This window comes from Xanthomonas sp. DAR 34887 (genome assembly GCF_041245805.1).
GTDB lineage: Bacteria > Pseudomonadota > Gammaproteobacteria > Xanthomonadales > Xanthomonadaceae > Xanthomonas_A > Xanthomonas_A tesorieronis.
In genome coordinates this window covers 2,989,023-3,012,742 of the sequence record NZ_CP162490.1, presented here as the reverse complement: position 1 = coordinate 3,012,742, position 23,720 = coordinate 2,989,023, and the positions used below count along the sequence as shown (strand labels likewise).

Below are 23,720 nucleotides of genomic sequence, written 5' to 3'. Positions count from 1 at the left end.
GCCGTGCGCAACTGGCGCTGGCTGCTGCTGGTGCTGGCGGGACTGCTGGCATGGCTGCAGTACCGTTTCTGGCTCGGTCCGGGCAACTCCGGCGAGGTGTTGGTGCTCGAGAGTCAGGTCGAGCACCAGAAACGCGATAACGAAGGCCTGCAGCAACGCAATGCCGCGCTCGCCGCCGAGGTCAAGGACCTCAAGGACGGCGAGGCGGCGATCGAGGAACGCGCGCGCAGCGAGTTGGGCATGATCAAGCCGGGCGAGAAGTTCTACCGCGTCGTCGAGGACGCACCGGTGCCCGTCGCGCCGGCCGCCGATGGCACGCCGGCGCAGGAACAGGCGCCGGCGCCGCCGAGCGAGCAACCCTGATGGCCACGGTCTGGGCAGTGGTGCCGGCCGCCGGTCGTGGCACCCGTTTCGGCAGTCCCCTGCCCAAACAGTATCTGCAGGCCGGCGGGCAGCCGTTGATCGCGCATGCGCTGCAGGCCTTGCTGGCGCACCCGGCGGTGGCCGGTGCGATGGTCGCGCTCGGTGCCGACGATGCCGATTGGCCGGGCTGGAACGAACTGGACGGCAAGCCGGTGTTGACCTGCGTCGGCGGCGCCAGCCGTGCCGGCTCGGTGCTGGCGGCGTTGCAGGCCTTGCCGGATGCGGTCAAGGCCGACGATTTCGTGCTGGTGCACGATGCGGCGCGCCCGAACTTGGCGCTGGCCGACCTGGACCGGCTGCTGGAAACCGGACGCGGCGATCCGGTCGGCGCGATCCTGGCCGCCCCGGTGCGCGACACGCTCAAGCGTGCCGGCGACGACGGCGGCATCGACGCCACCGAGCCGCGCGAGCGCCTGTGGCGCGCGCTGACCCCGCAGTTGTTCCGGCGCCTGCAGCTGACCAGGGCGCTGGAACAGGCCGCGGCCGCCGGCGTCGAGGTCACCGACGATGCGATGGCGATGGAGTTGCTGGGCCTGCGGCCGCTGCTGGTCGAGGGCGCCGAGGACAACTTCAAGGTCACCACCCCGGCCGACCTGGCGCGCTTCGAGTTCGAACTGTTCCTGCGCGCGCGGCAGCCGTGAAGCGGCTGCGTCGGGCTGCGGCGTCGCGCCGCCGATGTCTTCCCTTTGTCCTTTTGCGATCCTGCGATGCCCATGCCTGAATTTCCTCCCTTCCGTATCGGCCAGGGCTACGACGTGCACGCCTTCGGCGACGGCGGCCACGTGATGCTCGGCGGCGTGCGCGTGCCGCATACGCGCGGCGTGCTCGCGCACAGCGACGGCGACGTGGTGATCCATGCGCTGTGCGACGCGCTGCTCGGCGCGCTGGCGCTGGGCGACATCGGCCAGCATTTCCCGCCGTCGGATGCGCGCTGGAAAGGCGCCGACAGCGCGCAATTCCTGAGCCATTGCGAGCAGTTGTTGCGCGAGCGCGGCTGGCAGCTCGGCAACGCCGACGTCACCGTGATCTGCGAGCGGCCCAAGGTCGGCCCGCATGCGCTGGCGATGCGCGAACGCCTTGCCGCGCTGCTGCACGTCGGTGTGGAACGCGTCAGCGTCAAGGCCACCACCAGCGAGCAGTTGGGATTCACCGGCCGCGGCGAAGGCATCGCGGCGCAGGCGGCGGTGTTGCTGGTGGCGCTGTGAGCGACCTGCCGCGCGCGTTCGGCGCCGCGCCGTTGCAGGCGCGCATGCGCAGCGCCGCCGAGGATTTCCAGGTCGACGAACTGCCTGCGTTCGAGCCGAGCGGCGAGGGCGAACATCTGCTGCTGACCGTGCGCAAGCGCGGCATGAACACCGCCGTCGCCGCACGCCGCCTGGCGCAGTGGGCCGGCGTGGCGGAGATGGCGATCGGCTATGCGGGCATGAAGGACCGCCACGCGGTCACCACTCAGCGCTTCTCGGTGCACCTGCCCAAGCGCGTGGCGCCGGCGCTGGACGCGCTGTACAGCGAGGATCTGCAGGTGGTGCAGTCGCAGTGGCACAACCGCAAGCTGCCGCGTGGCGCGCTGGCCGGCAACGGCTTCGTGCTGGTGTTGCGGCAGGTGCGCGGCGAGCGCGCCGCGATCGAGGCGCGGCTGGCGCAGATCGCCGCGCGCGGCATCCCCAACTGGTTCGGCGAACAGCGCTTCGGCCGCGACGGCGGCAATGTCGGCGCCGCGCTGGCGATGTTCGACGGGCGCCGGGTGCGCCGCGAGCAGCGCTCGCTGCTGCTGTCTGCCGCCCGTTCGGAACTGTTCAACCGGGTGCTGGCCGCGCGCGTGGCGGCGGGCAATTGGGACGGCGCGCTGGACGGCGAAGTGTGGCTGCTCGACGGCAGCCGCAGCGTGTTCGGCCCGGAGCCCTGGTCGGAGCTGCTGGCCGAGCGGCTGCAGTGTTTCGACATCCATCCGTCGGCGCCGTTGTGGGGCGCCGGCGAGTTGCGCAGCGCCGACGCGGCGCGCGCGCTGGAACTGGCCGCGCTCGAGGATGCGGCGTGCGTGCGCTTGCGCGAGGGCCTGGAGCGCGAAGGCCTGAAACAGGAACGGCGCGCCACCCGCCTGCGCGCCGCCGAGCTGCAGTGGCGCTGGCTGGACGCGCGCGAGGATGCGCTGGAACTGCGTTTCGCGCTGCCGCCGGGCAGCTATGCCACCGCGCTGCTGCACGAGCTGGGCGAGGTCGTCGATGCCGGGCAGGGCGCGCAGGCCGAGCCGGCGGCGCAGGAGTGAGTCGCGCGGCGCGGTGTCAGCGCCGCGCCAGCAACACCAGCATCGCGCCGGTGCCGCCTTGCGTGGGCGGCGCCGAATGGAACGCCAGCACGTCGTTGCGCTGTCGCAGCAGGCGATCGACCAGGTTCTTCAGCAACGGGACGCCGCCGGACTGCAGCCCTTTGCCGTGCACGATGCGCACGCAGCCGAACTCGTGCGCGTGCGCCTCGGCGATGAACTGGCGCAACAGCGCCTCGGCCTGCGCCGCGTTGGCGCCATGCAGGTCCAGTTCGTCCTGGGCGGAGAACTGGCCGCGGCGCAGGCGCTGGAACACCCGCGCCGGCACGTTCTCGCGGCGATAGCTGGCCACGTCGCCGGCCTCCAGCGGCGCGCTGTCGCGCAACAGGCGCTGGAATTCGCTCTGCGCCTCGGCATCGTCGCGCTCGGCCATGCGCGCGCGCGGCTTCGGCCGCGGCTTGGCGTTGGCCGGCGGCGTCGCGTTGATCGGCGTGACCGCGCCGATCGCCGCGCGGAACAGGGCGGCGGGATCTTCGTCTTCGGGATGCGACATGGGGCACAGCGTAACCCGCCGGTCACGCGGCGCAACCCGTGCATGAGGGGAAGGCGAGGGACGCATCCGGTATCATGGTCGGGTTATCCGAGGAGTCCCATGCGCGTACTGGTTTCTAACGACGACGGCGTCGACGCCCCCGGCATCAAGATGCTGGCCGAGCACCTGCGCAGCGCGGGCCACGAAGTGACCGTGGTCGCACCCGATCGCGATCGCTCCGGCGCCAGCAACTCGCTGACGCTGGATCTGCCGATCCGGATCAAGCGCATCGACCCGCATACCTGCAGCGTCGCCGGCACGCCCACCGATTGCGTGCACCTGGCGCTCACCGGCATGCTCGATGGCGACGAACCGGACATGGTGGTCTCCGGGATCAACAACTCGGCCAACCTCGGCGACGACGTGATCTATTCGGGCACCGTCTCGGCGGCGATGGAAGGCCGCTTCCTGGGCCTGCCCGCGCTGGCGATGTCGCTGGTCACCCACAACCACGAACCCAAGCACTTCCAGACCGCCGCGCGTGCCGCGGTGGAGATCGTGGCGCGGCTGAAGGCCGACCCGTTGCCTGCGGACACCATCCTCAACGTCAACGTGCCCGACCTGCCGTGGGGCGAGATCAAGGGCTTCGAGGTCACCCGGCTCGGCAACCGGCACCGTTCCGAACCGTGCCTGCCGCAGCCCGACCCGCGCGGCGGCACCGTGTACTGGATCGGCCCGGCCGGCCGCGAGCAGGACGCCGGTCCCGGCACCGATTTCCACGCGGTGCGCACCGGCTTCATCTCGATCACCCCGATCCAGGTCGACCTGACCCGCTACCAGGCGCTGGAGACGGTCGCCAGTTGGGTCGGCGGCCTCACCGCCGCGCTGGACAACCCGGCATGACCCCGCGGCTGCGCCTGCAACCGGAAGCGATCGGCATCGGCATGACCTCGCAGCGCGTGCGCGACCGCCTGGTCGAGCGCCTGCGCGAGTCCGGCATTCGCGACGAGGCCGTGCTCAACGCGGTGCGCACGGTGCCGCGGCACCTGTTCATCGACGAGGCGCTGGCCTCGCGCGCCTACGAGGACACCGCGCTGCCGATCGGCCACGGCCAGACCATCTCGCAGCCGTGGGTGGTGGCGCGGATGACCGAGACCGTGCTCGAGGCGGCGCCGAAGAAGGTGCTGGAAGTGGGCACCGGGTCCGGCTACCAGGCCGCGATCCTGGCCGCGCTGGGGCTGGAGGTCTATACCGTGGAGCGCATCGGCGACCTGTTGCGGCAGGCGCGCAAGCGCTTGCGCCAGCTCGGCATGAACGTGCGCAGCAAGCACGACGACGGCCGCGTCGGCTGGGCCGAGCACGGCCCCTACGATGCGATCGTGGTCACCGCCGCGGCGCCGGCGCTGGTCGATGCGCTGGTCGAGCAGCTGGCGCCGGGCGGCTGCCTGGTGGCGCCGGTCGGCGGCCCTTCGTCGCAATCGCTGGTGCGCCTGCGCCGCGATGCCGAAGGCCGCATCGAACAAGACATCCTGGCGCCGGTGACCTTCGTCCCGCTGCTGTCGGGCATGCTGGATTGAAGCACCCTGGGTCGAATCACCGGAGTTGGGTTGGATGAAGATATTCGGGCCGTTGTACGAACGCGCCATCGCCTGGTCGCGCCACCGCCGCGCGCCGACGTTCCTGACCGGGCTCAGCTTCGCCGAGGCGATCGTGTTCCCGGTGCCGCCGGAGGTGATGCTGGCGCCGATGTCGCTGGCGCAGCCGCGGCGCGCGCTGTGGTTCGCCACGTTGAGCCTGATGGGCTCGCTGGCCGGCGCGCTGGTCGGCTACATGCTCGGCCACTTCGCCTTCGCCGCGGTGCAGCCGTTGATCGAATGGCTGGGCTGGACGCAGAAGATCGATGCGCAGGTGAGCCATCTGCGCGAGGTGGTCGCCGAATCGCCGTGGCGCGCGTTCTGGCTGCTGGTGCTGGCCGGTTTCACCCCGATCCCGTTGAAGATATTTACCTGGGCCTCAGGCATCGTGGGAATCCCGCTGCTACCGTTCCTGGCGAGCATGCTGGTCGGTCGCGGCAAGCGCGTGTACCTGGTGGCCGGCGCGATCCGCCTTGGCGGGCCGCGTGCGGAAGCCGCGTTGCGGCGCTGGATCGAACCGCTCGGTTGGGTCGCGATGGCGATCCTGGCGCTGCTGGTGGTGTGGGTTCTATGGAGAGCGAAGTACGGATGAGCGTCGATCGGGTGGTACGCAACGGCCTGCGTTGCAGCGTGTGGTTGCTGGTGGCGGCAGGAATGGGCGCGTGCAGCAGCGCCACCGTGGTGCGTACGTCCGCAGCGCCCGGCAAGCCCGCCGCGTCGGCGCCGCGTCCGTCGGTGCCCAAGCCCGGCGTCACTGCGACCGTGCGCCGCGGCGACACGCTGTATGCGATCGCCCGCGTCAACAACATCAATCCGCAGGACCTGGCTGCCTGGAACCGGCTGCCGCCGCCGTACACGATCTACCCCGGGCAGTCCCTGAAGCTGTATCCGCCGGGTGGCGGCAGTGGCGGTGGCACGGTCGCCGCGCGGCCTGGTAGCGCGCCGGTAGCGCCGCCGAGTTCCGCAGGAACCGCCGCGCGGCCGCCGGTCGCCGCGCCGACCCCGGTGAGTAGCGGCTTCAGCTGGCGCTGGCCGGCCGACGGCGCAGTGGTCAGCCGCTTCGTGGTCGGCGAGACCACCAAGCAGGGCGTGGACATCGCCGGCAGCAGCGGCCAGGCGGTGCGTGCCGCCGCCGATGGCGTAGTGGTGTATTCGGGCGCCGGCCTGGTCGGCTACGGCGAACTGATCATCATCAAGCACAACGAGCAATGGCTGTCGGCCTATGGCCACAACCGCAAGCGCCTGGTCAACGAAGGCCAGAACGTGAAGGCCGGGGAGCAGATCGCCGAGATGGGCCGCAGCGGCGCCGCGCGCGACATGCTGCACTTCGAGATCCGCTACAACGGCAAGCCGGTGGATCCGTTGCTGTATCTGCCGGCGAAGTAGCCGGTCGGGTTGTAGCTCGCAACCGGTGCCCCGCGTTGTGTTGTTGTAGGAGCGGCTTCAGCCGCGACAGGCATTCTCCGTAGAGTCTGTCGCGGCTGAAGCCGCTCCTACAAAAAAGCGTCGGGCACGTCGAACACGCCGCCGGGCGAACTGCAGCTCAGCCTTCCAGCAGGAACCCGACCGCCACGCGCCGGCCTTCGGCGGCCAGCACGTTGTAGGTCCGCGCGGCCGCGGCGTTGTTCATCACTTCGATGCCGATGCCGCGAGTCAGGAACAGCGCCAGCGCGGCGGCAGACGGGAACACCTGGCGTTCGCCCGTGCCCAGGATCACCAGCGCCGGGTTCAGCTCCAGCAAGGGTTGCAGGTGCTGCGGCTGCAGTTCGGCGGCTACCGGCGCGTCCCACGCCTCGACCAGGGTATCCGGGGCGAGAATGAAACTGCGGGTGAGCAGGCGGTCGTTCACCTTGGCCTGGCGGCCATCGGCCATGCGCAGGGCATAGGCGTAATCGGGCAGGTCCTGGGTCAGCTGCATGATGGCACCGGGACGCGGATCAGCCGCGCGGCAGCACGATCTGGCGGTCTTCCTTGGCCGGGCGATACAGGATCGCAGTGTGGCCGATGCGCTGCACCAGCACGCTGTGCGATTGCTCGACCAGGCTGGCGATGCTCGCGTCGCGGGCCTCGCGGTCGTCGCCGCCGACCTTCACCTTGACCAGTTCGTGGCGCTCCAGCACCTCGTCCAGTTCAGCCAGGAAGGCCGGCGTGACGCCCTTGCCGCCGATCTGCAACAGGGGTTTGAGGTCGTGCGCCAGGCCGCGCAGGAAGCGGTTCTGGGACGGAGTGAGGCTGATCGACATGCAGGCGGGAACGGGGTTGCCAAGGGCGATCAGGGTATCATGGCCGCCCACCACGACCGCGATCCCATGGCAACCCGTAGCAAAAGCAGCCAACGCTGGCTCCGCGAACATTTCGCCGACCCCTTCGTGAAGAAGGCCCAGGCCGAAGGCATGCGTTCGCGTGCCGCCTACAAGCTGGAAGAGCTGTTGCAGCGCGACAAGCTGCTCAAGCCGGGCATGCTGGTGGTCGATCTCGGCGCCGCGCCGGGCGGCTGGTCGCAGCAGGTGCGCAAGTCGCTGGGCGAGCGCGGCCGGGTGCTGGCGCTGGACATCCTAGAGATGCCGCCGCTAGCCGGTGTGGAGTTCCTTCACGGCGACTTCAGGGAACAGGCGGTGCTATCGCAGTTCGAGGAAATGCTCGGCGGCAGCCCGGTCGACCTTGTGCTGTCGGATATGGCCCCCAATAAAAGCGGCATGGACGCGGTGGACCAGCCGCGGATGATGCATCTGGCCGAATTGGCGATGGAGTTCGCCGATACCCACCTCAAGCCGGGCGGGGCGTTCCTGATCAAGCTGTTCCAGGGCGTCGGGTCCGACGACTACATCCGCGAGATGCGGCGCCGTTACGAGAAGGTGTCCATCCGCAAACCGGCGGCCTCGCGCAAGCGTTCGCCGGAGGTCTACGCCCTCGGACAGGGCAAGCGTGCCCAGATCAAGTAAGCTGAACCCGTCGCATCACGCATCGAGAACGAGTTGAAGGGACACCGGAGCCAATGAGGATGAACGACTTGACCAAGAATCTGTTGCTGTGGGTAGTCGTCGCCGTCGTGCTGATGGTGGTGTTCCAGAGCTTCTCGCCACGGTTGGCCGGCGGTCCCGGCAACGACACCGTGACCTACACCCAGTTCCTGAAGGAAGTGGACGGCGGGCGGGTGAAGTCGGTCGACTTCACCGACGACACCGGGCTGTCGGTGACCGCGATCCGCTTCAAGCGCAGCGACGGCAGCGAAAGCACGGTCTACGGTCCGCGCGACGACAAGCTGGTGGACGTGCTGTACAGCAAGAACGTGGAAATGACCCGGCAGAAGCCGGCCAACGGCCCGAGTTTCTGGTCGCTGGTGCTGAACTTCCTGCCGGTCATCCTGATCATCGGCTTCTGGCTGTTCATCATGCGCCAGATGCAGGGCGGCGGTGGCGGCGCCAAGGGCGCGATGTCGTTCGGCAAATCGCGCGCTAAGCTGCAGGGCGAAGACCAGATCAAGGTCACCTTCGCCGACGTCGCCGGCTGCGACGAGGCCAAGGAAGAGGTCGGCGAGCTGGTCGACTTCCTGCGCGACCCGACCAAGTTCACCAAGCTCGGCGGCAAGATCCCGCGCGGCGTGCTGATGGTCGGCCCGCCCGGTACCGGCAAGACGCTGCTGGCCAAGGCCATCGCCGGCGAAGCCAAGGTGCCGTTCTTCAGCATTTCCGGTTCCGACTTCGTCGAAATGTTCGTCGGCGTCGGCGCCAGCCGCGTGCGCGACATGTTCGAGCAGGCCAAGAAGCACGCGCCGTGCATCATCTTCATCGACGAAATCGATGCGGTCGGCCGCCACCGCGGCGCCGGCCTGGGCGGCGGTCACGACGAGCGCGAGCAGACCCTGAACCAGTTGCTGGTGGAAATGGACGGGTTCGAGGGCGGCGAAGGCGTGATCGTGATCGCCGCGACCAACCGCCCCGACGTGCTCGACCCGGCGCTGCTGCGTCCGGGCCGTTTCGACCGCCAGGTGGTGGTCGGGCTGCCGGACGTGCGCGGCCGCGAGCAGATCCTGAAGGTGCACATGCGCAAGCTGCCGCTGGCCGACGACGTCGAGCCGATGGTGATCGCGCGCGGCACGCCGGGCTTCTCCGGCGCCGACCTGGCCAACCTGTGCAACGAGGCGGCGCTGTTCGCCGCGCGCGAAACGGTCAAGGAGGTCCGCATGGACCACTTCGACCGCGCCCGCGACAAGATCCTGATGGGCTCCGAGCGCCGTTCGATGGCGATGAGCGAGGAAGAGAAGACGCTGACCGCCTACCACGAAGCCGGTCACGCCATCGTCGGCCGCCTGGTGCCGGAGCACGATCCGGTCTACAAGGTCACCATCATTCCGCGCGGGCGTGCGCTGGGCGTGACCATGTACCTGCCGGAAGGCGACAAGTATTCGATCAACCGAGTCGCGATCCAGTCGCAGCTGTGCTCGCTGTACGGCGGCCGCGTCGCCGAAGAGCTGATCTTCGGCACCGACAAGGTCACCACCGGCGCCTCCAACGACATCGAGCGCGCGACCAAGATGGCGCGCAACATGGTCACCAAGTGGGGCCTGTCCGACGAGCTGGGGCCGATCGCCTACGGCGAGGAAGACGACGAGGTGTTCCTGGGTCGTTCGGTCACCCAGCACAAGAGCGTGTCCGACGATACCGCGCGCCGCATCGACGAAGTGGTGCGTTCGATCCTCGACAAGGCCTACGCCAAGACCACGCATATCCTCACCGAGAACCTCGACAAGCTGCACGTGATGGCGAAACTGCTGCTGGAGTACGAAACCATCGACGTGCCGCAGATCGACGCGATCATGGAAGGCCGCGATCCGCCGCCGCCGATGGGCTGGGGCAAGTCCGGCAAGGATGGCAAGGACGGCGGCAACGACAAGGGCAGTTCGCGGCCGCTGCCGCCGATCACCGGGCCGGCCGAGCAGCTGTAAGCGGCTCCCTCGGATCGATCAGAAAGCCAGGGAGCGATCACTGGCTTTTTTGTTGCCGGCGCTTTTGCATATTCGGCGGTGCGGGCCGAGCGGTCGCAGCGATCGCATCGCTGAGGCCGATCTTTGGGACGCATCACCGCCGCCGCGTCGTCGCGGGCACTGCGAGTGGGCGACAATGGCGGTCCGTTATCACCGTCCGCCGCCCATGCCATCGCTCGCCTGTCCATCGCTGCTGCCGCTGGCCGACACTGTCGTCGCCACGACCCTACGCGCTGCCGCCCCGGTGGCGACCAGGGACACGCGAGGCACCACCATGCACCGCGGCAACGCTCAGGAGCACCGCTGATGTTCGAGACCTCGCCGAGCCTGGATTGCGGCGGACGCCGCCTGCTGCTGGATCGTCCGCGGGTGATGGGCATCGTCAACGTCACCCCCGACTCTTTTTCCGACGGCGGTGCGCATGCGACGCTGGACGCGGCCGTCGCGCACGGCCTGCGCCTGGTGGAGGAGGGCGCCGACCTGCTCGACATCGGCGGCGAATCGACCCGCCCCGGCGCCACGCCGGTCCCGCTGGAGGAGGAACTGCGCCGGGTCGTCCCGGTGATCGAGCGGCTGGCGGCGCAGACCGCGGTACCGCTGAGCGTGGATACCTTCAAGCCGGACGTGATGCGCGCCGCGGTCGCCGCCGGCGCCGGCATGATCAACGACATCCAGGCCTTGCGCCGACCCGGCGCGCTGGACGTCGCGGCGGAACTGCGGGTGCCGGTGGTGCTGATGCACATGCCCGACGACGCCTATGCCGCCGGCAGTGCACCGCACTACGACGACGTCGTCGGCGAGGTGCACCGGTTCCTGGCCGAGCGCATCTTCGCCGCGGAAATGGCCGGCATCGACAAGCGCCGCCTGCTGGTCGACCCGGGCTTCGGATTCGGCAAGGGCACCGCCGACAACTTGCAGCTGCTGGCGCAGCTGTCGCGCCTGGTCGAACTCGGTGTACCGGTGCTGGCTGGGCTGTCGCGCAAGCGCAGCATTGGCGAGCTGACCGGGCGTGCCTCGCCGGAACAGCGCGTGGCCGGCTCGGTGGCGGCGCACCTGCTGGCGGCGCAGCGCGGCGCGCTTCTTTTGCGCGTGCACGATGTCGCCGCCACGGTCGATGCGTTGAAGGTCTGGCAGGCGCTGGCGGCGGTGCCGTTGCCGCGCAGCGGCGCCGCGCCCGCGGCGATCCGCTGGCCGGACGAGGACTGATGCCGGCCGACCGGCGCCCGCGCGCGATCGCGCTGATGGGCCCGACCGCGTCGGGCAAGACCGCCGCGGCGATCGCCCTGGCCGAGCGCTACGGCGGCGAGATCGTCAGCGTCGATTCGGCGCTGGTGTACCGCGGCCTGAACATCGGCGCGGCCAAGCCCGACGCCGCGCAGCTGGCACGCGTGCCGCACCATCTGCTGGACCTGCGCGATCCTTGGCAGGTGTATTCGGCCGCCGAATTCGCGGTGGACGCGCGCGCCGCGCTGGATGCGATCGTCGCCCGCGGCCGCCTGCCGATCCTGGCCGGCGGCACCGGCCTGTACTTCCAGGCGTTGCTGGAAGGCCTGGCACCGATGCCACCGGCCGATCCGCCACTGCGCGCGGCGCTGGGCGCGCGCGCGCAGGCCGAAGGCTGGGCGGCGCTGCATGCGCAGCTGCAGCAGGTCGATCCGCAGGCCGCGCGGCGGATACGGCCTGGCGACGCGCAGCGCATCCAGCGCGCGCTGGAGGTGTTCCAGCTCAGCGGACGCCCGATCAGCGAATGGCAGGCGCAGCCCGGGCCGCCGCGGCTGCCATTGCGGGTGCTGAAACTGGTGCTGGCACCGGCTGAGCGCGCGCTGCTGCACCGGCGCATCGCGCTGCGCTTCGACGCGATGCTGGAGCAAGGGTTCCTCGACGAGGTGCGAGCGCTGCGCGCGCTGCCGGCGCTGCGCCAGGTGGCGCGACCGCTGGAGCTGCCGGCGGTGCGTGCGGTCGGCTACCGCCAGGCCTGGGAACACCTGGACGGGGCCAGCGACGCGGCCACGTTCCGCGAACGCGCGATCTCCGCCACCCGCCAGCTGGCCAAGCGCCAGCTGACCTGGCTGCGCGGGGAGCTAGACGCGCGCTGGTTCGACCCCGAATGCGACGGTGCGCGCCTGGATGTGGCGGTGGCGGACTTTCTTGGCTGATTTGGCTACATGCCGCGCTGTGCTGGAGCCCGCGGTTGTGTAACATCGGCGGTCCGGGCCACGGCAGGGGAGCTGCAGTGCCGTCCCGGGCACATAAAAACAATAAACGGGAGTGAAGCATGTCCAAGGGGCAATCCTTACAGGATCCTTTCCTGAACGCGCTGCGTCGCGAACGGGTGCCGGTCTCGGTGTACCTGGTCAACGGTATCAAGCTGCAGGGTACCATCGAGTCCTTCGACCAGTTCGTGGTGCTGTTGCGCAACACCGTGAGCCAGATGGTCTACAAACATGCCATTTCCACCGTGGTGCCGGCACGCAACGTGCGCGTCGGACCGGGCGGTGGCTATGTGCAGCAGAACGAGGGTGGCAGTGCGGACGATGACGAAGCCGAGTAAGACGCTGTTGAAGACCGGAGCGGCGGGTGTTTGATCGTTCCCGCCGTGGCGAACACGCACTGCTGATCCAGCCCTACGCCGGTGGTCCCTTGGAGGACGACGTGCTGGAGGAGTTCGCCGACCTGGCGCGCTCCGCCGGCGCCAGCATCGCCGCCACGCTGACCGCGCGCATCGACAAGCCCAGCCCGTCGACGCTGATCGGCAGCGGCAAGCTGGAAGAGGTCAAGGCCGCGGCAGAGGCCAGCGGCGCCGATCTGATCCTGGTCAACCATGCGCTGAGCCCGGGCCAGGAGCGCAATCTGGAAAAGTACCTGGAGCGGCGGGTGATCGACCGCACCGGGCTGATCCTGGACATCTTCGCCCAGCGTGCGCGCAGCCACGAGGGCAAGCTGCAGGTCGAGCTGGCCCAGCTGCGCCACATGGCCACGCGGTTGGTGCGCGGCTGGACCCATCTGGAGCGCCAGCGCGGCGGTTCGATCGGCCTGCGCGGCCCCGGCGAAACCCAGCTGGAAACCGACCGCCGATTGCTGCAGAAGCGGGTCGAGCAGTTGCAGAAGCGGCTGGAAAAGGTCGAGGTGCAACACACCCAGATGCGCCGTGCGCGGGTGCGCAGCGAACTGCCGCGGATCGCGGTGGTCGGCTACACCAATGCCGGCAAGTCGACCCTGTTCAATGCGCTGACCGGCGCCGAGGCCTACGCCGCCGACCAACTGTTCGCGACGCTCGACCCGACCGTGCGCCGCATCGCGCTGCCGGGCGGCAATGCGATGCTGGCCGACACCGTCGGCTTCGTGCGCAACCTGCCGCACGAACTGGTCGCCGCGTTCCGCTCGACGCTGTCGGAGGCGCGCGAGGCCGATTTGTTGCTGCACGTGGTCGATGCCGCCGATCCGTTGCGCGAAGAGCGCATCGCCCAGGTCGACGAGGTGTTGCACGCGGTCGGCGCCGGCGATCTGCCGCAGTTGCTGGTGTTCAACAAGATCGACCGCATCGAAGGCGCCGACGTGCGCCACGATGCGCAGGACGGCGTGCCGGACGAGGCGCGCCGCGAGCGGGTCTGGATCTCGGCGCGCGACGAGCGTGGCCTGGAACTGCTGCAGGGCGTGCTCGGCCAGCGGCTGGGGCTGCAGCACGTGCAGGGCAGCCTGCGCCTGCCGTCCAGCGCCGGGCGCCTGCGCTCGCAGCTGCACCAGCTGCAGGTGATCCGCAGCGAGCAGGCCGACGAAGATGGCTGGCTGCTGCAGGTGGACATTCCGATCACCGAGGCCGAGCGCCTGGCCGCCAGCGCCGACGGCGCGCCGATCCGCGCGTTGCTGCCGCCGCGCGAGGAAGAGGAGTGGCAGCGGCGTTAGCCGCGTGCGATGACGCCGAGGCCGACGCCGCCTCGGTGCAGCTTCGGCTCAGGCGTTTACAGCTTGCGCAGGCCCTGTAGGAGCGGCTTCAGCCGCGACATTGCCTTACCGGAGAGTACCTGTCGCGGCTGAAGCCGTTCCTACGGAGGGCATCATGCCAATCAGCGAGTCGCTGTCCTTCTTCGGTGCGGCATGAAGCCAACGCTGGCGCAACCATTCCATCGAAACTGTATCTGACATACCAGCCACCGTCCCGCCTGCACCATCCTCGCTGAAGCCACGCCTGGCGCCGCGCCGCGCAGGCGCGACAGCCGTGGCGAATTGGGCTACAAAGCGCATTGGTTTCCCGAGCAGCGCCATGACCGTCCCCACCGATCCGCAACTTCTGCAACTCGCCACCGCGCTCAGCGACCAGTTGCGCACCGGGCGCGAGCGCCTGGTCACCGCCGAAAGCTGCAGCGGCGGCTGGATCGCCAAGGCGATGACCGACATCTCCGGCTCCTCGGACTGGTTCGACTGCGGCATGGTCGCCTACAGCTACGAGGCCAAGCAGGCGTTGCTCGGCGTGCGTCCGCAGACCTTGGAGCACCATGGCGCGGTCAGCCGCGAGACGGTGATCGAGATGGTGTCCGGGGCGTTGGTCAATTCCGGCGCCAGCATCGCGGTGGCGGTGACCGGCATCGCCGGCCCCGGCGGCGGTTCCGCCGACAAGCCGGTCGGCACCGTGTGGGTGGGCTGGAAGCGGCGCGGCGGCTACGCCAGCGCGCAACTGTTCCATTTCGACGGCGACCGCGACGCGGTGCGCCGGCAGACCGTGGCTGCCGCGTTGCGCGGTCTCGGCGCGCTGCTGTGAGCGCCGGCGGATTGTAGGTGGCGACCGCGATGTGGGAGGCGCTGAGCACGGTCCGCGATCTGGGGCGTCTGCAGGAAATCGCCTCGGTGCTGATCCGCTACGGCTTCGGCGATGTGGTCCGCCGCATCGGCATGGCCGACGTGCTGGAGCGCGCCGGGCGCCTGCTGCACTGGCATAACGCCGAAGAGATGCTGCGCATGTCGGCGCCGCAGCGGGTGCGGCGCGCGTTGCAGGACCTGGGCCCGACCTTCGTCAAACTCGGCCAGGTGCTGGCCACGCGCGTGGACCTGCTGCCGCCGGAGTGGATCGACGAACTCGGCGAACTGCAGAACGCGGCCCCCGCGCTGCCCTACGAACAGATCCTGCCGCAACTGCTCGAGGCGTTGGGCGAGGCGCCGTCGGCGATCTTCGCCCAGGTCGAGGAAACGCCGCTGGCCGCCGCGTCGCTGGCACAGACCCACCGCGCCTGGCTGCACGACGGCACCGCGGTGGTGATGAAGGTGCGCCGCCCCGGCATCCGCGACGTGATCGAGGCCGACCTGCGGCTGCTGGCGCGGCTGGCCGAGATCGTCGAGGCGCGCGCGGCCGACCTCAAGCGCTACCACCCGGCGGAGGTGGTGCACCAGTTCACCGTGTCGCTGCGGCGCGAGCTGGATTTCGCCGGCGAATGCCGCAACGCCGAGCGCATCGCCGCCAATTTCCAGGGCCACGACGAGATCCTGATCCCGCGCGTGCATTGGCAATGGACCTGCGAAACGCTCAACGTGCAGGACTTCGTCGCCGGCATCGGCGGACGCGACCTGGCGGGCGTGGATGCCGCCGGCCTGGACCGCCGCCAGCTGGCCCGCGTCGGCGCCGACATCGTGCTGAAGATGGTGCTCGAGGACGGCTGCTTCCACGCCGATCCGCACCCGGGCAACATCTTCTACCTGCCCGGCGAACGCATCGCGGTGATCGATTTCGGCATGGTCGGGCGCATCTCCGAGCAGCGCCGCTACCAGGTCGTGCAGTTGCTGCACGGCCTGGTCACCCAGGAGGCCGAGGCGGTCGCCGACGTGCTGCTGGAATGGACCGATGGCGATGCCGAGATCGACGAGGCGCGGCTGCAACTGGAGATCGCCAGCTTCGTCGACCAGTACCGCGGCGTGCCGTTGAAGGAGTTGCGGGTCGGCGCGATGCTCGGCGACGTCACCGCGATCCTGCGCCAGCACGCGCTGGCGCTGCCGGCCGACCTGGCGCTGATGATCAAGACCTTCCTGATTCTGGAAGGGGTAGGGCGCCAGCTCGATCCGGACTTCGACATGGCCGGCGCTGCCGCGCCGTATCTGGAACGGGTGATGTTGCAGCGCTTCGCCCCGCGCGCGATGGCCAAGCGCGGCCGCCGCACCGTGCTCGGCGCGCTGGAACTGCTCGGCGACCTGCCGCGCGACACCCGCAGGCTGCTGCAGGCGGCGCGGCGCGGACGGCTGCAGCTCAACGTCGAGACCACGTCGCTGAAAGGCTTCGGCGACCAGGTCAACCGCGCCGCGAATCGACTGACCATGGGCATCGTCACCGCCGCGCTGATCATCGGCTCCTCGATCGTGATGAACAGCGTCGGCGGCGTGTCCAGCCGCTGGCTGCTTGCGATCGGCGTGGGCGGCTTCATCGGAGCGGCGCTGTCGGGGGTCTGGATCCTGTTCTCGATCTGGCGCAGCGGCCGCTGAGCGAAACACGTTGACGCGGCGAGCGAAGTTGGCCATGCCAGGCGTGGCGGCAGGCCACGCGCGGGCGTCGCGGTCCGCGGGAACTGCAACTGCCGCTCCTCGCTCACACAGCGGTTGCTCATTTCCGTTTTTAGTAGTATTACTACTAACCATGGAACTGACCGAAACCCAGCAAGCGATCCTCGACCTGATCGCCCAGCGCATCGAGCACGACGGCGCCCCGCCGTCGCAGACCGAGATCGCCCGCGCCTTCGGCTTCAAGGGCGTCCGTGCCGCGCAGTACCACCTGGAAGCCCTGGAGCAGGCCGGCGCGATCCGCCGCGTGCCCGGCCAGGCGCGCGGCATCCGCCTGGTGACCGGCGCAGCCGTGCCGACACCGGCGCCGCGGGTGGACAACGCCGACATCCTGCGCCTGCCGGTGCTGGGGCGGGTGGCCGCCGGCCTGCCGATCGGCGCGGACATCGGCTCGGACGATTTCGTGGTGCTGGACCGGGTGTTCTTCTCGCCGGCGCCGGACTACCTGCTCAAGGTGCAGGGCGACTCGATGCGCGACGAAGGCATCTTCGACGGCGACCTGATCGGCGTGCACCGCACCCGCGACGCCCGTTCCGGGCAGATCGTGGTGGCGCGGATCGACGAAGAGATCACGGTCAAGCTGCTGAAGATCGGCAAGGACCGCATCCGCCTGCTGCCGCGCAACCCGGACTACGCGCCGATCGAAGTGCTGCCGGACCAGGATTTCGCCATCGAAGGCCTGTACTGCGGCCTGCTGCGCCCCAACCGTTGATTTTGGAATTGCACTACATCGCAGGCCGGATTTTCCCGACCCGCGACATCGCTGTTCGCCGCTGCTGTAGACCTGCCGGACGAATTATTTTTTCTTTGCCCCGCACTGTCTCAGCCCGTGCGATACCAGGCCGCTAAATTGAACCTACCCCGCAAATCATCCTCACCTCCGAAGGACACCAAAATGGACGAGAACAAGAAGCGCGCGCTCGCTGCCGCCCTGAGCCAGATCGAGAAGCAGTTCGGTAAGGGCTCGGTGATGCGCATGGGCGATCGGGTCATCGAAGCCGTGGAAGTGATTCCGACCGGCTCGCTGATGCTGGACATCGCGCTGGGCATCGGTGGCCTGCCGAAGGGTCGCGTCGTGGAAATCTACGGTCCTGAATCCTCGGGCAAGACCACGCTGACCCTGCAGGCCATCGCCGAATGCCAGAAGAAGGGCGGCACCGCCGCGTTCATCGACGCCGAGCACGCGCTGGACCCGGTCTATGCGGCCAAGCTCGGCGTCAATGTCGACGAGCTACTGCTGTCGCAGCCGGATACCGGCGAGCAGGCCCTGGAAATCGCCGACATGCTTGTGCGCTCGGGCTCGGTGGATATCGTGGTGGTCGATTCGGTCGCCGCGCTGACCCCGAAGGCCGAAATCGAAGGCGAGATGGGCGACCAGCTGCCCGGCCTGCAGGCGCGCCTGATGAGCCAGGCGCTGCGCAAGCTGACCGGCAACATCAAGCGCTCCAACACCCTGGTGGTGTTCATCAACCAGCTGCGCATGAAGATCGGCGTGATGATGCCCGGCCAGAGCCCGGAAGTGACCACCGGCGGCAACGCGTTGAAGTTCTACGCCTCGGTGCGCCTGGACATCCGCCGCATCGGCGCGATCAAGAAGGGCGACGAGATCATCGGCAACCAGACCAAGATCAAGGTGGTCAAGAACAAGCTGGCGCCCCCGTTCAAGCAGGTCATCACCGAGATCCTGTACGGCGAAGGCATCAGCCGCGAAGGCGAGCTGATCGACATGGGCGTGGAAGCCAAGCTGGTCGAGAAGGCCGGTGCCTGGTACAGCTACGGCAGCGAGCGTATCGGCCAGGGCAAGGACAATTCGCGCCAGTACCTGCGCGACAACCCGCAGGTGGCGGCGAAGCTGGAAAGCGAGCTGCGCGAGAAGTTCCAGCCCACGGAAATCGCGCCGAGCGAGGCCGAAGCCGAGGACGCCGACGCCGAAGTGTGATGGTCTTCTGCCGGGGGAGCGGTGGAGTCAGTGCCGCTCGTCTCCCTCGGCAGTCTTGAGCAAGCCAGGAGGGCAGGTGCCAAGGACGGCACATTGACGATCGTGGCGGTGAGCCTGCATGGGTGACGACGAACAAGCACAGGAACCGCGCCGGCGCCGCCGGCAGCCGGAACAGACGCCATTGCAGCGGGCCTTGGGCCTGCTGGTGCGTCGCGAACATTCTCGCAAGGAACTGACCCGCAAATTGCGGGCACGGGGCGTGGAGTCGGATGCCGCCGTCGCGGCGGTAGACCGGCTGACCGAAGACGGCTGGCAGGACGATGCCCGCTTCGCTGAGCTGCTGGTGCGCAGCCGCGCCAATACCGGCTACGGCCCATTGCATATCCGTGCCGAACTGGGCACCCACGGCTTGGATAGCGAGGCCATCGCCACCGCGATGGCTGCGTTCGAGGGCGACTGGACCGAGAACGCCCGCGATCTGGTGCAGCGGCGCTTCGGTGCCGCAGGGCCGGTGGACCTGCCGCAGCGGCGCAAGGCCGCCGATCTGCTGGCGCGGCGCGGTTTCGATGGCGACAGCATCCGCGCGGCCACGCGCTACGAGCCGGAGGACTGAGCGGGCCGGGCCTGCTAACCTTGGCGGGTTGTCTTGTCCGGTTTCCGCACGCCCTTATCTTGAGGGGGTACGCCCGGAAACCCGTCCGCTCGTCTATAGCCAGCCCATGAACGCACCCGCCAAATTCTCCACCTCACAGATCCGCAGCGACTTCCTCGAGTTCTTCAAGGGGAAGGGCCATACCATCGTTCCGTCCGCGCCGCTGGTGCCGGGCAACGATCCGACGCTGTTGTTCACCAATTCCGGCATGGTGCAGTTCAAGGACGTGTTCCTGGGCGCGGAAAAGCGCAGCTACGTGCGCGCAGCCGATGTGCAGCGTTGCCTGCGCGCCGGCGGCAAGCACAACGACCTGGATTCGGTCGGCTATACCGCACGCCATCACACTTTCTTCGAAATGCTGGGCAACTGGTCGTTCGGCGACTACTTCAAGAAAGAGGCGATCGCCTGGGCCTGGGAACTGCTGACCCAGGTCTGGAAACTGCCCGCGGAGCGCCTGCTGGTCACCGTCTACCACACCGACGAGCAGGCCTACGAGCTGTGGCGCGACATGATCGGGGTGCCGCCGGAGCGGATCGTGCGCATCGGCGACAACAAGGGCGCGCCGTACGCCTCGGACAACTTCTGGCAGATGGCCGATACCGGCCCCTGCGGCCCGTGCACCGAGATCTTCTACGACCATGGCGCGCATATCGCCGGTGGTCCTCCGGGCTCGCCGGACGAGGACGGCGACCGCTTCATCGAGATCTGGAACCTGGTGTTCATGCAGTTCGACCGCCAGCCCGACGGCACCCTGGTGCCGCTGCCGGCGCCGTGCGTGGATACCGGCATGGGCCTGGAGCGGCTGGCCGCAATCCTGCAGCACGTGCACAGCAACTACGAAATCGACCTGTTCCAGGCGCTGATCCGCCACGCCTCCGAGCTGACCGGCATGGCCGACCTGGAGAACAAGTCGCTGCGCGTGATCGCCGACCACATCCGCGCCTGCTCGTTCCTGATCGTCGACGGCGTACTGCCGTCCAACGAAGGCCGCGGCTACGTGCTGCGCCGGATCATCCGCCGCGCCCTGCGCCATGGCTGGATGCTCGGCGTGCGCCAGCCGTTCTTCCACAAGATGGCGGCCACCCTGTCCGAACTGATGGGTGAGGCCTATCCGGAACTGCCGGCGGCCCTGTCCACCGTGCAGCGGGCACTGCAGGCCGAAGAGGAGCGCTTTGCCGAGACCCTGGATTCGGGCATGAAGATCTTCGACGAGATCGCCGCCCGCGCCAGCGGCAGCATCCCCGGCGCGGACGCGTTCCGCCTGTACGACACCTATGGCTTCCCGGTCGATCTCACCGCCGACATCGCCCGCGAGCGGGGCATGGACGTGGACATGGCCGGCTTCGAAAGCGCGATGGAGCGCCAGCGCGAGACCGCACGCGCGGCCGGCAAGTTCGGCGGCGGTACCACCCTGCCGGCCGACCTGGTGGCGCAGCTGGCTCCCACGGTATTCCTGGGCTACGACGCGCTGCAGGCCGATGCGCTGAAAGTGGTCGCGTTGTTGAAGGACGGGCGCCCGGTCGAGTCCGTCGAGGCCGGTGATGCGGCGATCGTGCTGCTCGATCGCACCCCGTTCTATGCCGAATCCGGTGGCCAGGTCGGCGACCTGGGCCAATTGAGCGCGGACGGCGTGTCGTTCCAGGTCGAGGAGACGCAGAAGTTCGCCGGCCAGTTCCATGGCCATGTCGGCCAGCTGCGCAGCGGCCGCCTGCAGGTCGGCGCCACGCTGTCCGCGCAGGTCGACAGCGACCGCCGCGGCGCCACCATCCTCAACCATTCCGCCACGCACCTGCTGCACGCCGCGCTGCGCGAGGTTCTGGGTACTCATGTGCAGCAGAAGGGTTCGCTGGTCGCGCCGGACCGGTTGCGCTTCGATTTCTCGCACTTCCAGCCGATGAGTGCCGAGGAACTGGCGGTCATCGAGCGCAAGGTCAACGCGCAGGTCCGCGCCAACCATGCAGTCGAAGTGCACCACATGGGCATGCAGGAGGCGCTGAACTTCGGTGCGATGGCGCTGTTCGGCGAGAAATACGGCGAGCGCGTGCGCGTGCTGAAGATGGGCGACTACTCCACCGAGCTGTGCGGCGGCACGCACGTGTCCCGCACCGGCGACATCGGTCTGTTCAAGATCACCAGCGAGGGCGGCGTGTCGGCCGGCGTGCGTCGAATCGAGGCGGTGACCGGGCAGGGCGCACTGGATCACGTGGCGGCCGAAGAGGCCAAGCTGCACGAGGCGGCCGAGCTGGTCGGCGGTAGCGCCGGCGATGTGGTCGAGAAGATTCGCCAGCTTGGCGACAAGCACAAGCGCCTGGAGCGCGAGCTGGAGGCGCTGAAGGCCAAGCTGGCCTCCGGCGCTACCGCCGACCTGGCCGCCGCGGCGGTCGAGGTGGGCGGGGTGAAGGTGCTCGCCGTGCGCCTGGAAGGCTTCGACGCCAAGGCCTTGCGTGAGGCGATGGACCGCCTGAAGCAGCAACTGGGCGACAGCGTGATCGTGCTGGCCGGCGCCAGCGAGGGCAAGGCGGCCCTGGTCGCCGGGGTGAACGGCAGCCCAATGGGCCGGGTCAAGGCCGGGGAACTGCTGAGCCATATCGCCGGTCAGATCTCGGGCAAGGGCGGCGGCCGCCCGGACCTCGCCCAGGGTGGTGGCGAGGACGGGCCCGCCCTTGCCCTTGCGCTCGAGGGCGTACCCGCCTGGGTCAAGCAACATCTCCCCTGAACACGAACTCGCGCCGCCTTGCTGGCAGGGCGCGGCTTCCCTTAACATCGATCTTCTTTTCCCTTTCGTGATGGGGTGTCCCGGCTCGGGGCGCCGTACCGGTGGGAATCACCGGTTCCCTGGAGAATTTTAAAAATGTTGATCCTGACTCGCCGGGTAGGCGAAACCTTGATGATCGGCGATTCGGTCACCGTGACGGTGCTTGGGGTCAAGGGCAATCAAGTGCGCATCGGTATCACCGCACCGAAGGATGTCGCTGTGCACCGCGAAGAAATCTATCAGCGCATCCAGCGCGGCGACGAGCCGACGTCGCATGGCGGCGGCCACGGCGATCAATCTTCCGATTGATGCGGCGAAAGGGTTTACCTGAGACCCTACAAACCGTTATCCTTCGCGCCCGGTCGCGGAATATCCGCAGCGTCTAAACCCGGAGTGATGCCCGAGCGGCTGAAGGGGCTCCCCTGCTAAGGGAGTATAGGGTCAAAAGCTCTATCGAGGGTTCGAATCCCTCTCACTCCGCCAGTGTCAAGGAAACGCCCGCAAATCAACGATTTGCGGGCGTTTTTCTTTGTCCAACTTGGACGTGCGCTTGGGCACTTCCATTCGCGTGGCGCGCTACCTCGCGTGCGGGCGACTGGCCGCTACTGCGCTCGTCTGCGAATTCCGCGATCTGCTGGCGTGCTTGGCCGCAAGGTGGTCAAACGCGCGGCACGACATGAGCGCGCCGCCGCGTTGGCTAGGCGTTGCCGTTGCAGCCAATCAGGGATGGCCGCTTGCACACGCAACGGACCAGAACTCCAGTGGCGCTGGGAACGCCTTTCTCGAGTCACCCTCAAGGGCATGAAATTGCCGGTGAGTCCTGACGCGTCAAACCGTCCAGAGTGCGTCCACCCTGGACTAGGGCGAAAGGGGAGGGCTGCTCTGATGGAAGGCGGTGGTAAGAACATTCCAGGACTGGTAACGCGCCGACGCGGGCAGATGTTCTGGATGATTTGTATGCGACATCGCGCAGGAGCGGCCAACTCCCGGTCATCCTCTCCGTCGCAAGTAGTTGAAAAGCAGTGGATGACGAACTACGGCGCCCTCAGGCCAGCGCAAACGCGTCTTCGGCCTGACGAACTTCAAGCTTGCGACTGGCAACGCGGCTCGTGGTGCCGCTGATCCGCTCTACGCCAGCGCCCGGTCCGGTGCGATTGCGTACCTTGAGCTTGCGGGCTTACGGCATCCGCTCTTCCACTTCGACTGAATGGACTAGGACGGCGCCTTAACGTGTCCAGCGAGTGAGTGGCAGGGCGCGCCGACTTCGTCAAGCTGGGCTGATAGGAGCGCGAAGCAGCGCAAGGCAGCTGGCGATTCCAGATCTCGGCCTGACGCCCGGATCGTCCTGCAGGCCAAACCGCCATCTCGCACACCTGATCAATCTGGATATCAGGGCGCTGGGCGGTGGTGTAGGCGGGCGCAGCGCGCGGGACACGAAGATGTGCGCCGGAGGCCGGAGACAGTCACGGGCGGATGTGGGAAGTACACGGGACATGGCTGCCGGCTCTCAGAACCAATCCATGCGCACGAAACGGATTCACTTCAAAGGCATGGCCGATGCCCGTCCTCTTGGCCGTCATCGCAATTGGACACGACGCCATTGGAAGGCTCGCCACATCAGCGTGAAGTAGTAGACAACGCAGTTCGCGAATGAATGATTGCGGCTGCTGATCGCGGCAGGCTCGGCGGTAAACGCACCTGCCTACGACCAGCGTGGTGCCCCCTTGGCGTTTGGTATCGGCAGAGCCCATCAGCGCGACGCGGTGGTGTGCAAAGAAGTGGTGGACGTCTTGCCAAGTCGCTGATTCCCGGTGGGGTCCACGACACAATCAAGCGAATAGTCACCGAAAAATTTTCAACCGGCCGTTGCCCGTGGTCGCCTCAAGCGACGCGCAGCATTGCGCGCGTCGCTCGCAAGCTATCGAGTTGGCGATTTTTTCGCCATCGCTGTGCGGTCGAGCGAACCTGCGGTGCCGTGTGGGCAAGCTGCGGATGCGTTTT

The 23,720-nt window shown here is 68.3% G+C and carries 24 protein-coding genes and 1 tRNA gene; 22 read left to right on the top strand and 3 right to left on the bottom strand.

Features of this window, described 5'->3' with window-relative positions; all coding sequences use genetic code 11:
- The first annotated feature begins 3 nt into the window (after positions 1-3).
- The 4 genes from ftsB (at position 4) to truD (ending at position 2,689) form a co-directional block, all read left to right on the top strand.
- Entirely contained in the window at positions 4-363 is a 360-nt protein-coding gene (gene ftsB, locus AB3X08_RS12640; RefSeq protein WP_369932956.1) for a cell division protein FtsB, read from the top strand.
- Positions 363-1,064, top strand: coding sequence for a 2-C-methyl-D-erythritol 4-phosphate cytidylyltransferase (ispD, locus tag AB3X08_RS12635; RefSeq protein ID WP_369932954.1), 702 nt, complete (start codon positions 363-365; stop codon positions 1,062-1,064). Before ftsB ends, ispD begins: the two co-directional genes overlap by 1 nt.
- A gap of 66 nt (positions 1,065-1,130) precedes the next feature.
- Positions 1,131-1,628, top strand: coding sequence for a 2-C-methyl-D-erythritol 2,4-cyclodiphosphate synthase (ispF, locus tag AB3X08_RS12630; protein WP_369932952.1), 498 nt, complete (start codon positions 1,131-1,133; stop codon positions 1,626-1,628).
- Positions 1,625-2,689 (top strand): tRNA pseudouridine(13) synthase TruD, encoded by a 1,065-nt coding sequence (gene truD, locus AB3X08_RS12625; protein WP_369932951.1) that lies wholly within the window; start codon positions 1,625-1,627, stop codon positions 2,687-2,689. Before ispF ends, truD begins: the two co-directional genes overlap by 4 nt.
- A 16-nt stretch (positions 2,690-2,705) precedes the next feature.
- On the opposite strand, the gene AB3X08_RS12620 is transcribed toward truD, so the two are convergent.
- A complete protein-coding gene (locus AB3X08_RS12620; RefSeq protein ID WP_369932949.1) occupies positions 2,706-3,239 on the bottom strand; it encodes a Smr/MutS family protein in 534 nt (177 codons plus the stop codon).
- A 99-nt stretch (positions 3,240-3,338) separates the two neighbouring features.
- Between AB3X08_RS12620 and surE the strand changes: the two genes are divergently transcribed.
- Genes surE through AB3X08_RS12600 form a run of 4 tightly spaced genes read left to right on the top strand, consistent with a single transcriptional unit; the run spans position 3,339 to position 6,238 of the window.
- Positions 3,339-4,121: a 5'/3'-nucleotidase SurE gene (surE, locus tag AB3X08_RS12615; RefSeq protein ID WP_369932948.1), complete on the top strand. Its 783-nt coding sequence runs from the start codon at positions 3,339-3,341 to the stop codon at positions 4,119-4,121.
- Complete coding sequence (locus AB3X08_RS12610) at positions 4,118-4,795, top strand: protein-L-isoaspartate(D-aspartate) O-methyltransferase (RefSeq protein ID WP_184414648.1); 678 nt, start codon at positions 4,118-4,120, stop codon at positions 4,793-4,795. The genes surE and AB3X08_RS12610 overlap by 4 nt, the downstream gene beginning before the upstream one ends.
- Positions 4,796-4,829: 34 nt before the next feature.
- On the top strand, positions 4,830-5,444 hold the full coding sequence (locus tag AB3X08_RS12605; protein ID WP_369932947.1) for a YqaA family protein: 615 nt from the start codon (positions 4,830-4,832) through the stop codon (positions 5,442-5,444).
- On the top strand, positions 5,423-6,238 hold the full coding sequence (locus AB3X08_RS12600) for a peptidoglycan DD-metalloendopeptidase family protein (protein ID WP_369932946.1): 816 nt from the start codon (positions 5,423-5,425) through the stop codon (positions 6,236-6,238). The genes AB3X08_RS12605 and AB3X08_RS12600 overlap by 22 nt, the downstream gene beginning before the upstream one ends.
- 157 nt (positions 6,239-6,395) lie before the next feature.
- Here the strand turns inward: AB3X08_RS12600 and AB3X08_RS12595 are convergent, their stop codons facing one another.
- Together AB3X08_RS12595 and yhbY are read right to left on the bottom strand one after the other, a co-directional pair.
- Positions 6,396-6,770 carry an Mth938-like domain-containing protein gene (locus AB3X08_RS12595; protein ID WP_369932945.1) on the bottom strand — a complete coding sequence of 125 codons (375 nt, stop codon included), beginning with the start codon at positions 6,768-6,770 and terminating at the stop codon, positions 6,396-6,398.
- A gap of 19 nt (positions 6,771-6,789) precedes the next feature.
- Positions 6,790-7,095 (bottom strand): ribosome assembly RNA-binding protein YhbY, encoded by a 306-nt coding sequence (gene yhbY / locus AB3X08_RS12590; RefSeq protein WP_003471333.1) that lies wholly within the window; start codon positions 7,093-7,095, stop codon positions 6,790-6,792.
- Positions 7,096-7,161: 66 nt separating this feature from the next.
- Here yhbY and rlmE point away from each other — a divergent pair, with 66 nt between their 5' ends.
- The 14 genes from rlmE to AB3X08_RS12520 all read left to right on the top strand — a co-directional run bounded on the left by rlmE (position 7,162) and on the right by AB3X08_RS12520 (position 22,202).
- Positions 7,162-7,794, top strand: coding sequence for a 23S rRNA (uridine(2552)-2'-O)-methyltransferase RlmE (gene rlmE / locus AB3X08_RS12585; RefSeq protein WP_184414707.1), 633 nt, complete (start codon positions 7,162-7,164; stop codon positions 7,792-7,794).
- A gap of 59 nt (positions 7,795-7,853) precedes the next feature.
- Complete coding sequence (gene ftsH, locus AB3X08_RS12580) at positions 7,854-9,797, top strand: ATP-dependent zinc metalloprotease FtsH (protein WP_184414644.1); 1,944 nt, start codon at positions 7,854-7,856, stop codon at positions 9,795-9,797.
- A gap of 345 nt (positions 9,798-10,142) precedes the next feature.
- The gene (gene folP, locus AB3X08_RS12575; protein ID WP_369932944.1) at positions 10,143-11,042 is read left to right on the top strand and encodes a dihydropteroate synthase; all 900 of its coding nucleotides are present in this window, start codon (positions 10,143-10,145) and stop codon (positions 11,040-11,042) included.
- On the top strand, positions 11,042-11,992 hold the full coding sequence (miaA, locus tag AB3X08_RS12570; protein ID WP_369932943.1) for a tRNA (adenosine(37)-N6)-dimethylallyltransferase MiaA: 951 nt from the start codon (positions 11,042-11,044) through the stop codon (positions 11,990-11,992). The genes folP and miaA overlap by 1 nt, the downstream gene beginning before the upstream one ends.
- Before the next feature lie 119 nt (positions 11,993-12,111).
- Positions 12,112-12,387: an RNA chaperone Hfq gene (hfq, locus tag AB3X08_RS12565; protein WP_003471569.1), complete on the top strand. Its 276-nt coding sequence runs from the start codon at positions 12,112-12,114 to the stop codon at positions 12,385-12,387.
- 26 nt (positions 12,388-12,413) lie between these two features.
- A complete protein-coding gene (hflX, locus tag AB3X08_RS12560) occupies positions 12,414-13,739 on the top strand; it encodes a ribosome rescue GTPase HflX (protein WP_369932940.1) in 1,326 nt (441 codons plus the stop codon).
- 358 nt (positions 13,740-14,097) lie between these two features.
- The gene (locus AB3X08_RS12555) at positions 14,098-14,592 is read left to right on the top strand and encodes a CinA family protein (RefSeq protein WP_184414640.1); all 495 of its coding nucleotides are present in this window, start codon (positions 14,098-14,100) and stop codon (positions 14,590-14,592) included.
- A gap of 29 nt (positions 14,593-14,621) precedes the next feature.
- On the top strand, positions 14,622-16,298 hold the full coding sequence (locus AB3X08_RS12550; protein WP_369938524.1) for an ABC1 kinase family protein: 1,677 nt from the start codon (positions 14,622-14,624) through the stop codon (positions 16,296-16,298).
- A gap of 151 nt (positions 16,299-16,449) precedes the next feature.
- A complete protein-coding gene (lexA, locus tag AB3X08_RS12545; RefSeq protein ID WP_369932939.1) occupies positions 16,450-17,085 on the top strand; it encodes a transcriptional repressor LexA in 636 nt (211 codons plus the stop codon).
- 183 nt (positions 17,086-17,268) lie between these two features.
- On the top strand, positions 17,269-18,312 hold the full coding sequence (gene recA / locus AB3X08_RS12540; protein WP_369932938.1) for a recombinase RecA: 1,044 nt from the start codon (positions 17,269-17,271) through the stop codon (positions 18,310-18,312).
- Positions 18,313-18,430: 118 nt separating this feature from the next.
- Positions 18,431-18,925, top strand: a complete 495-nt coding sequence (gene recX / locus AB3X08_RS12535) for a recombination regulator RecX (protein WP_369932937.1) — start codon at positions 18,431-18,433, stop codon at positions 18,923-18,925.
- 106 nt (positions 18,926-19,031) lie between these two features.
- The gene (alaS, locus tag AB3X08_RS12530) at positions 19,032-21,680 is read left to right on the top strand and encodes an alanine--tRNA ligase (RefSeq protein WP_369932936.1); all 2,649 of its coding nucleotides are present in this window, start codon (positions 19,032-19,034) and stop codon (positions 21,678-21,680) included.
- Positions 21,681-21,815: 135 nt separating this feature from the next.
- Positions 21,816-22,028: a carbon storage regulator CsrA gene (gene csrA / locus AB3X08_RS12525; protein WP_145700275.1), complete on the top strand. Its 213-nt coding sequence runs from the start codon at positions 21,816-21,818 to the stop codon at positions 22,026-22,028.
- An 81-nt stretch (positions 22,029-22,109) separates the two neighbouring features.
- Positions 22,110-22,202 (top strand) — tRNA-Ser (locus AB3X08_RS12520).
- The last annotated feature ends 1,518 nt before the right edge of the window (positions 22,203-23,720 follow it).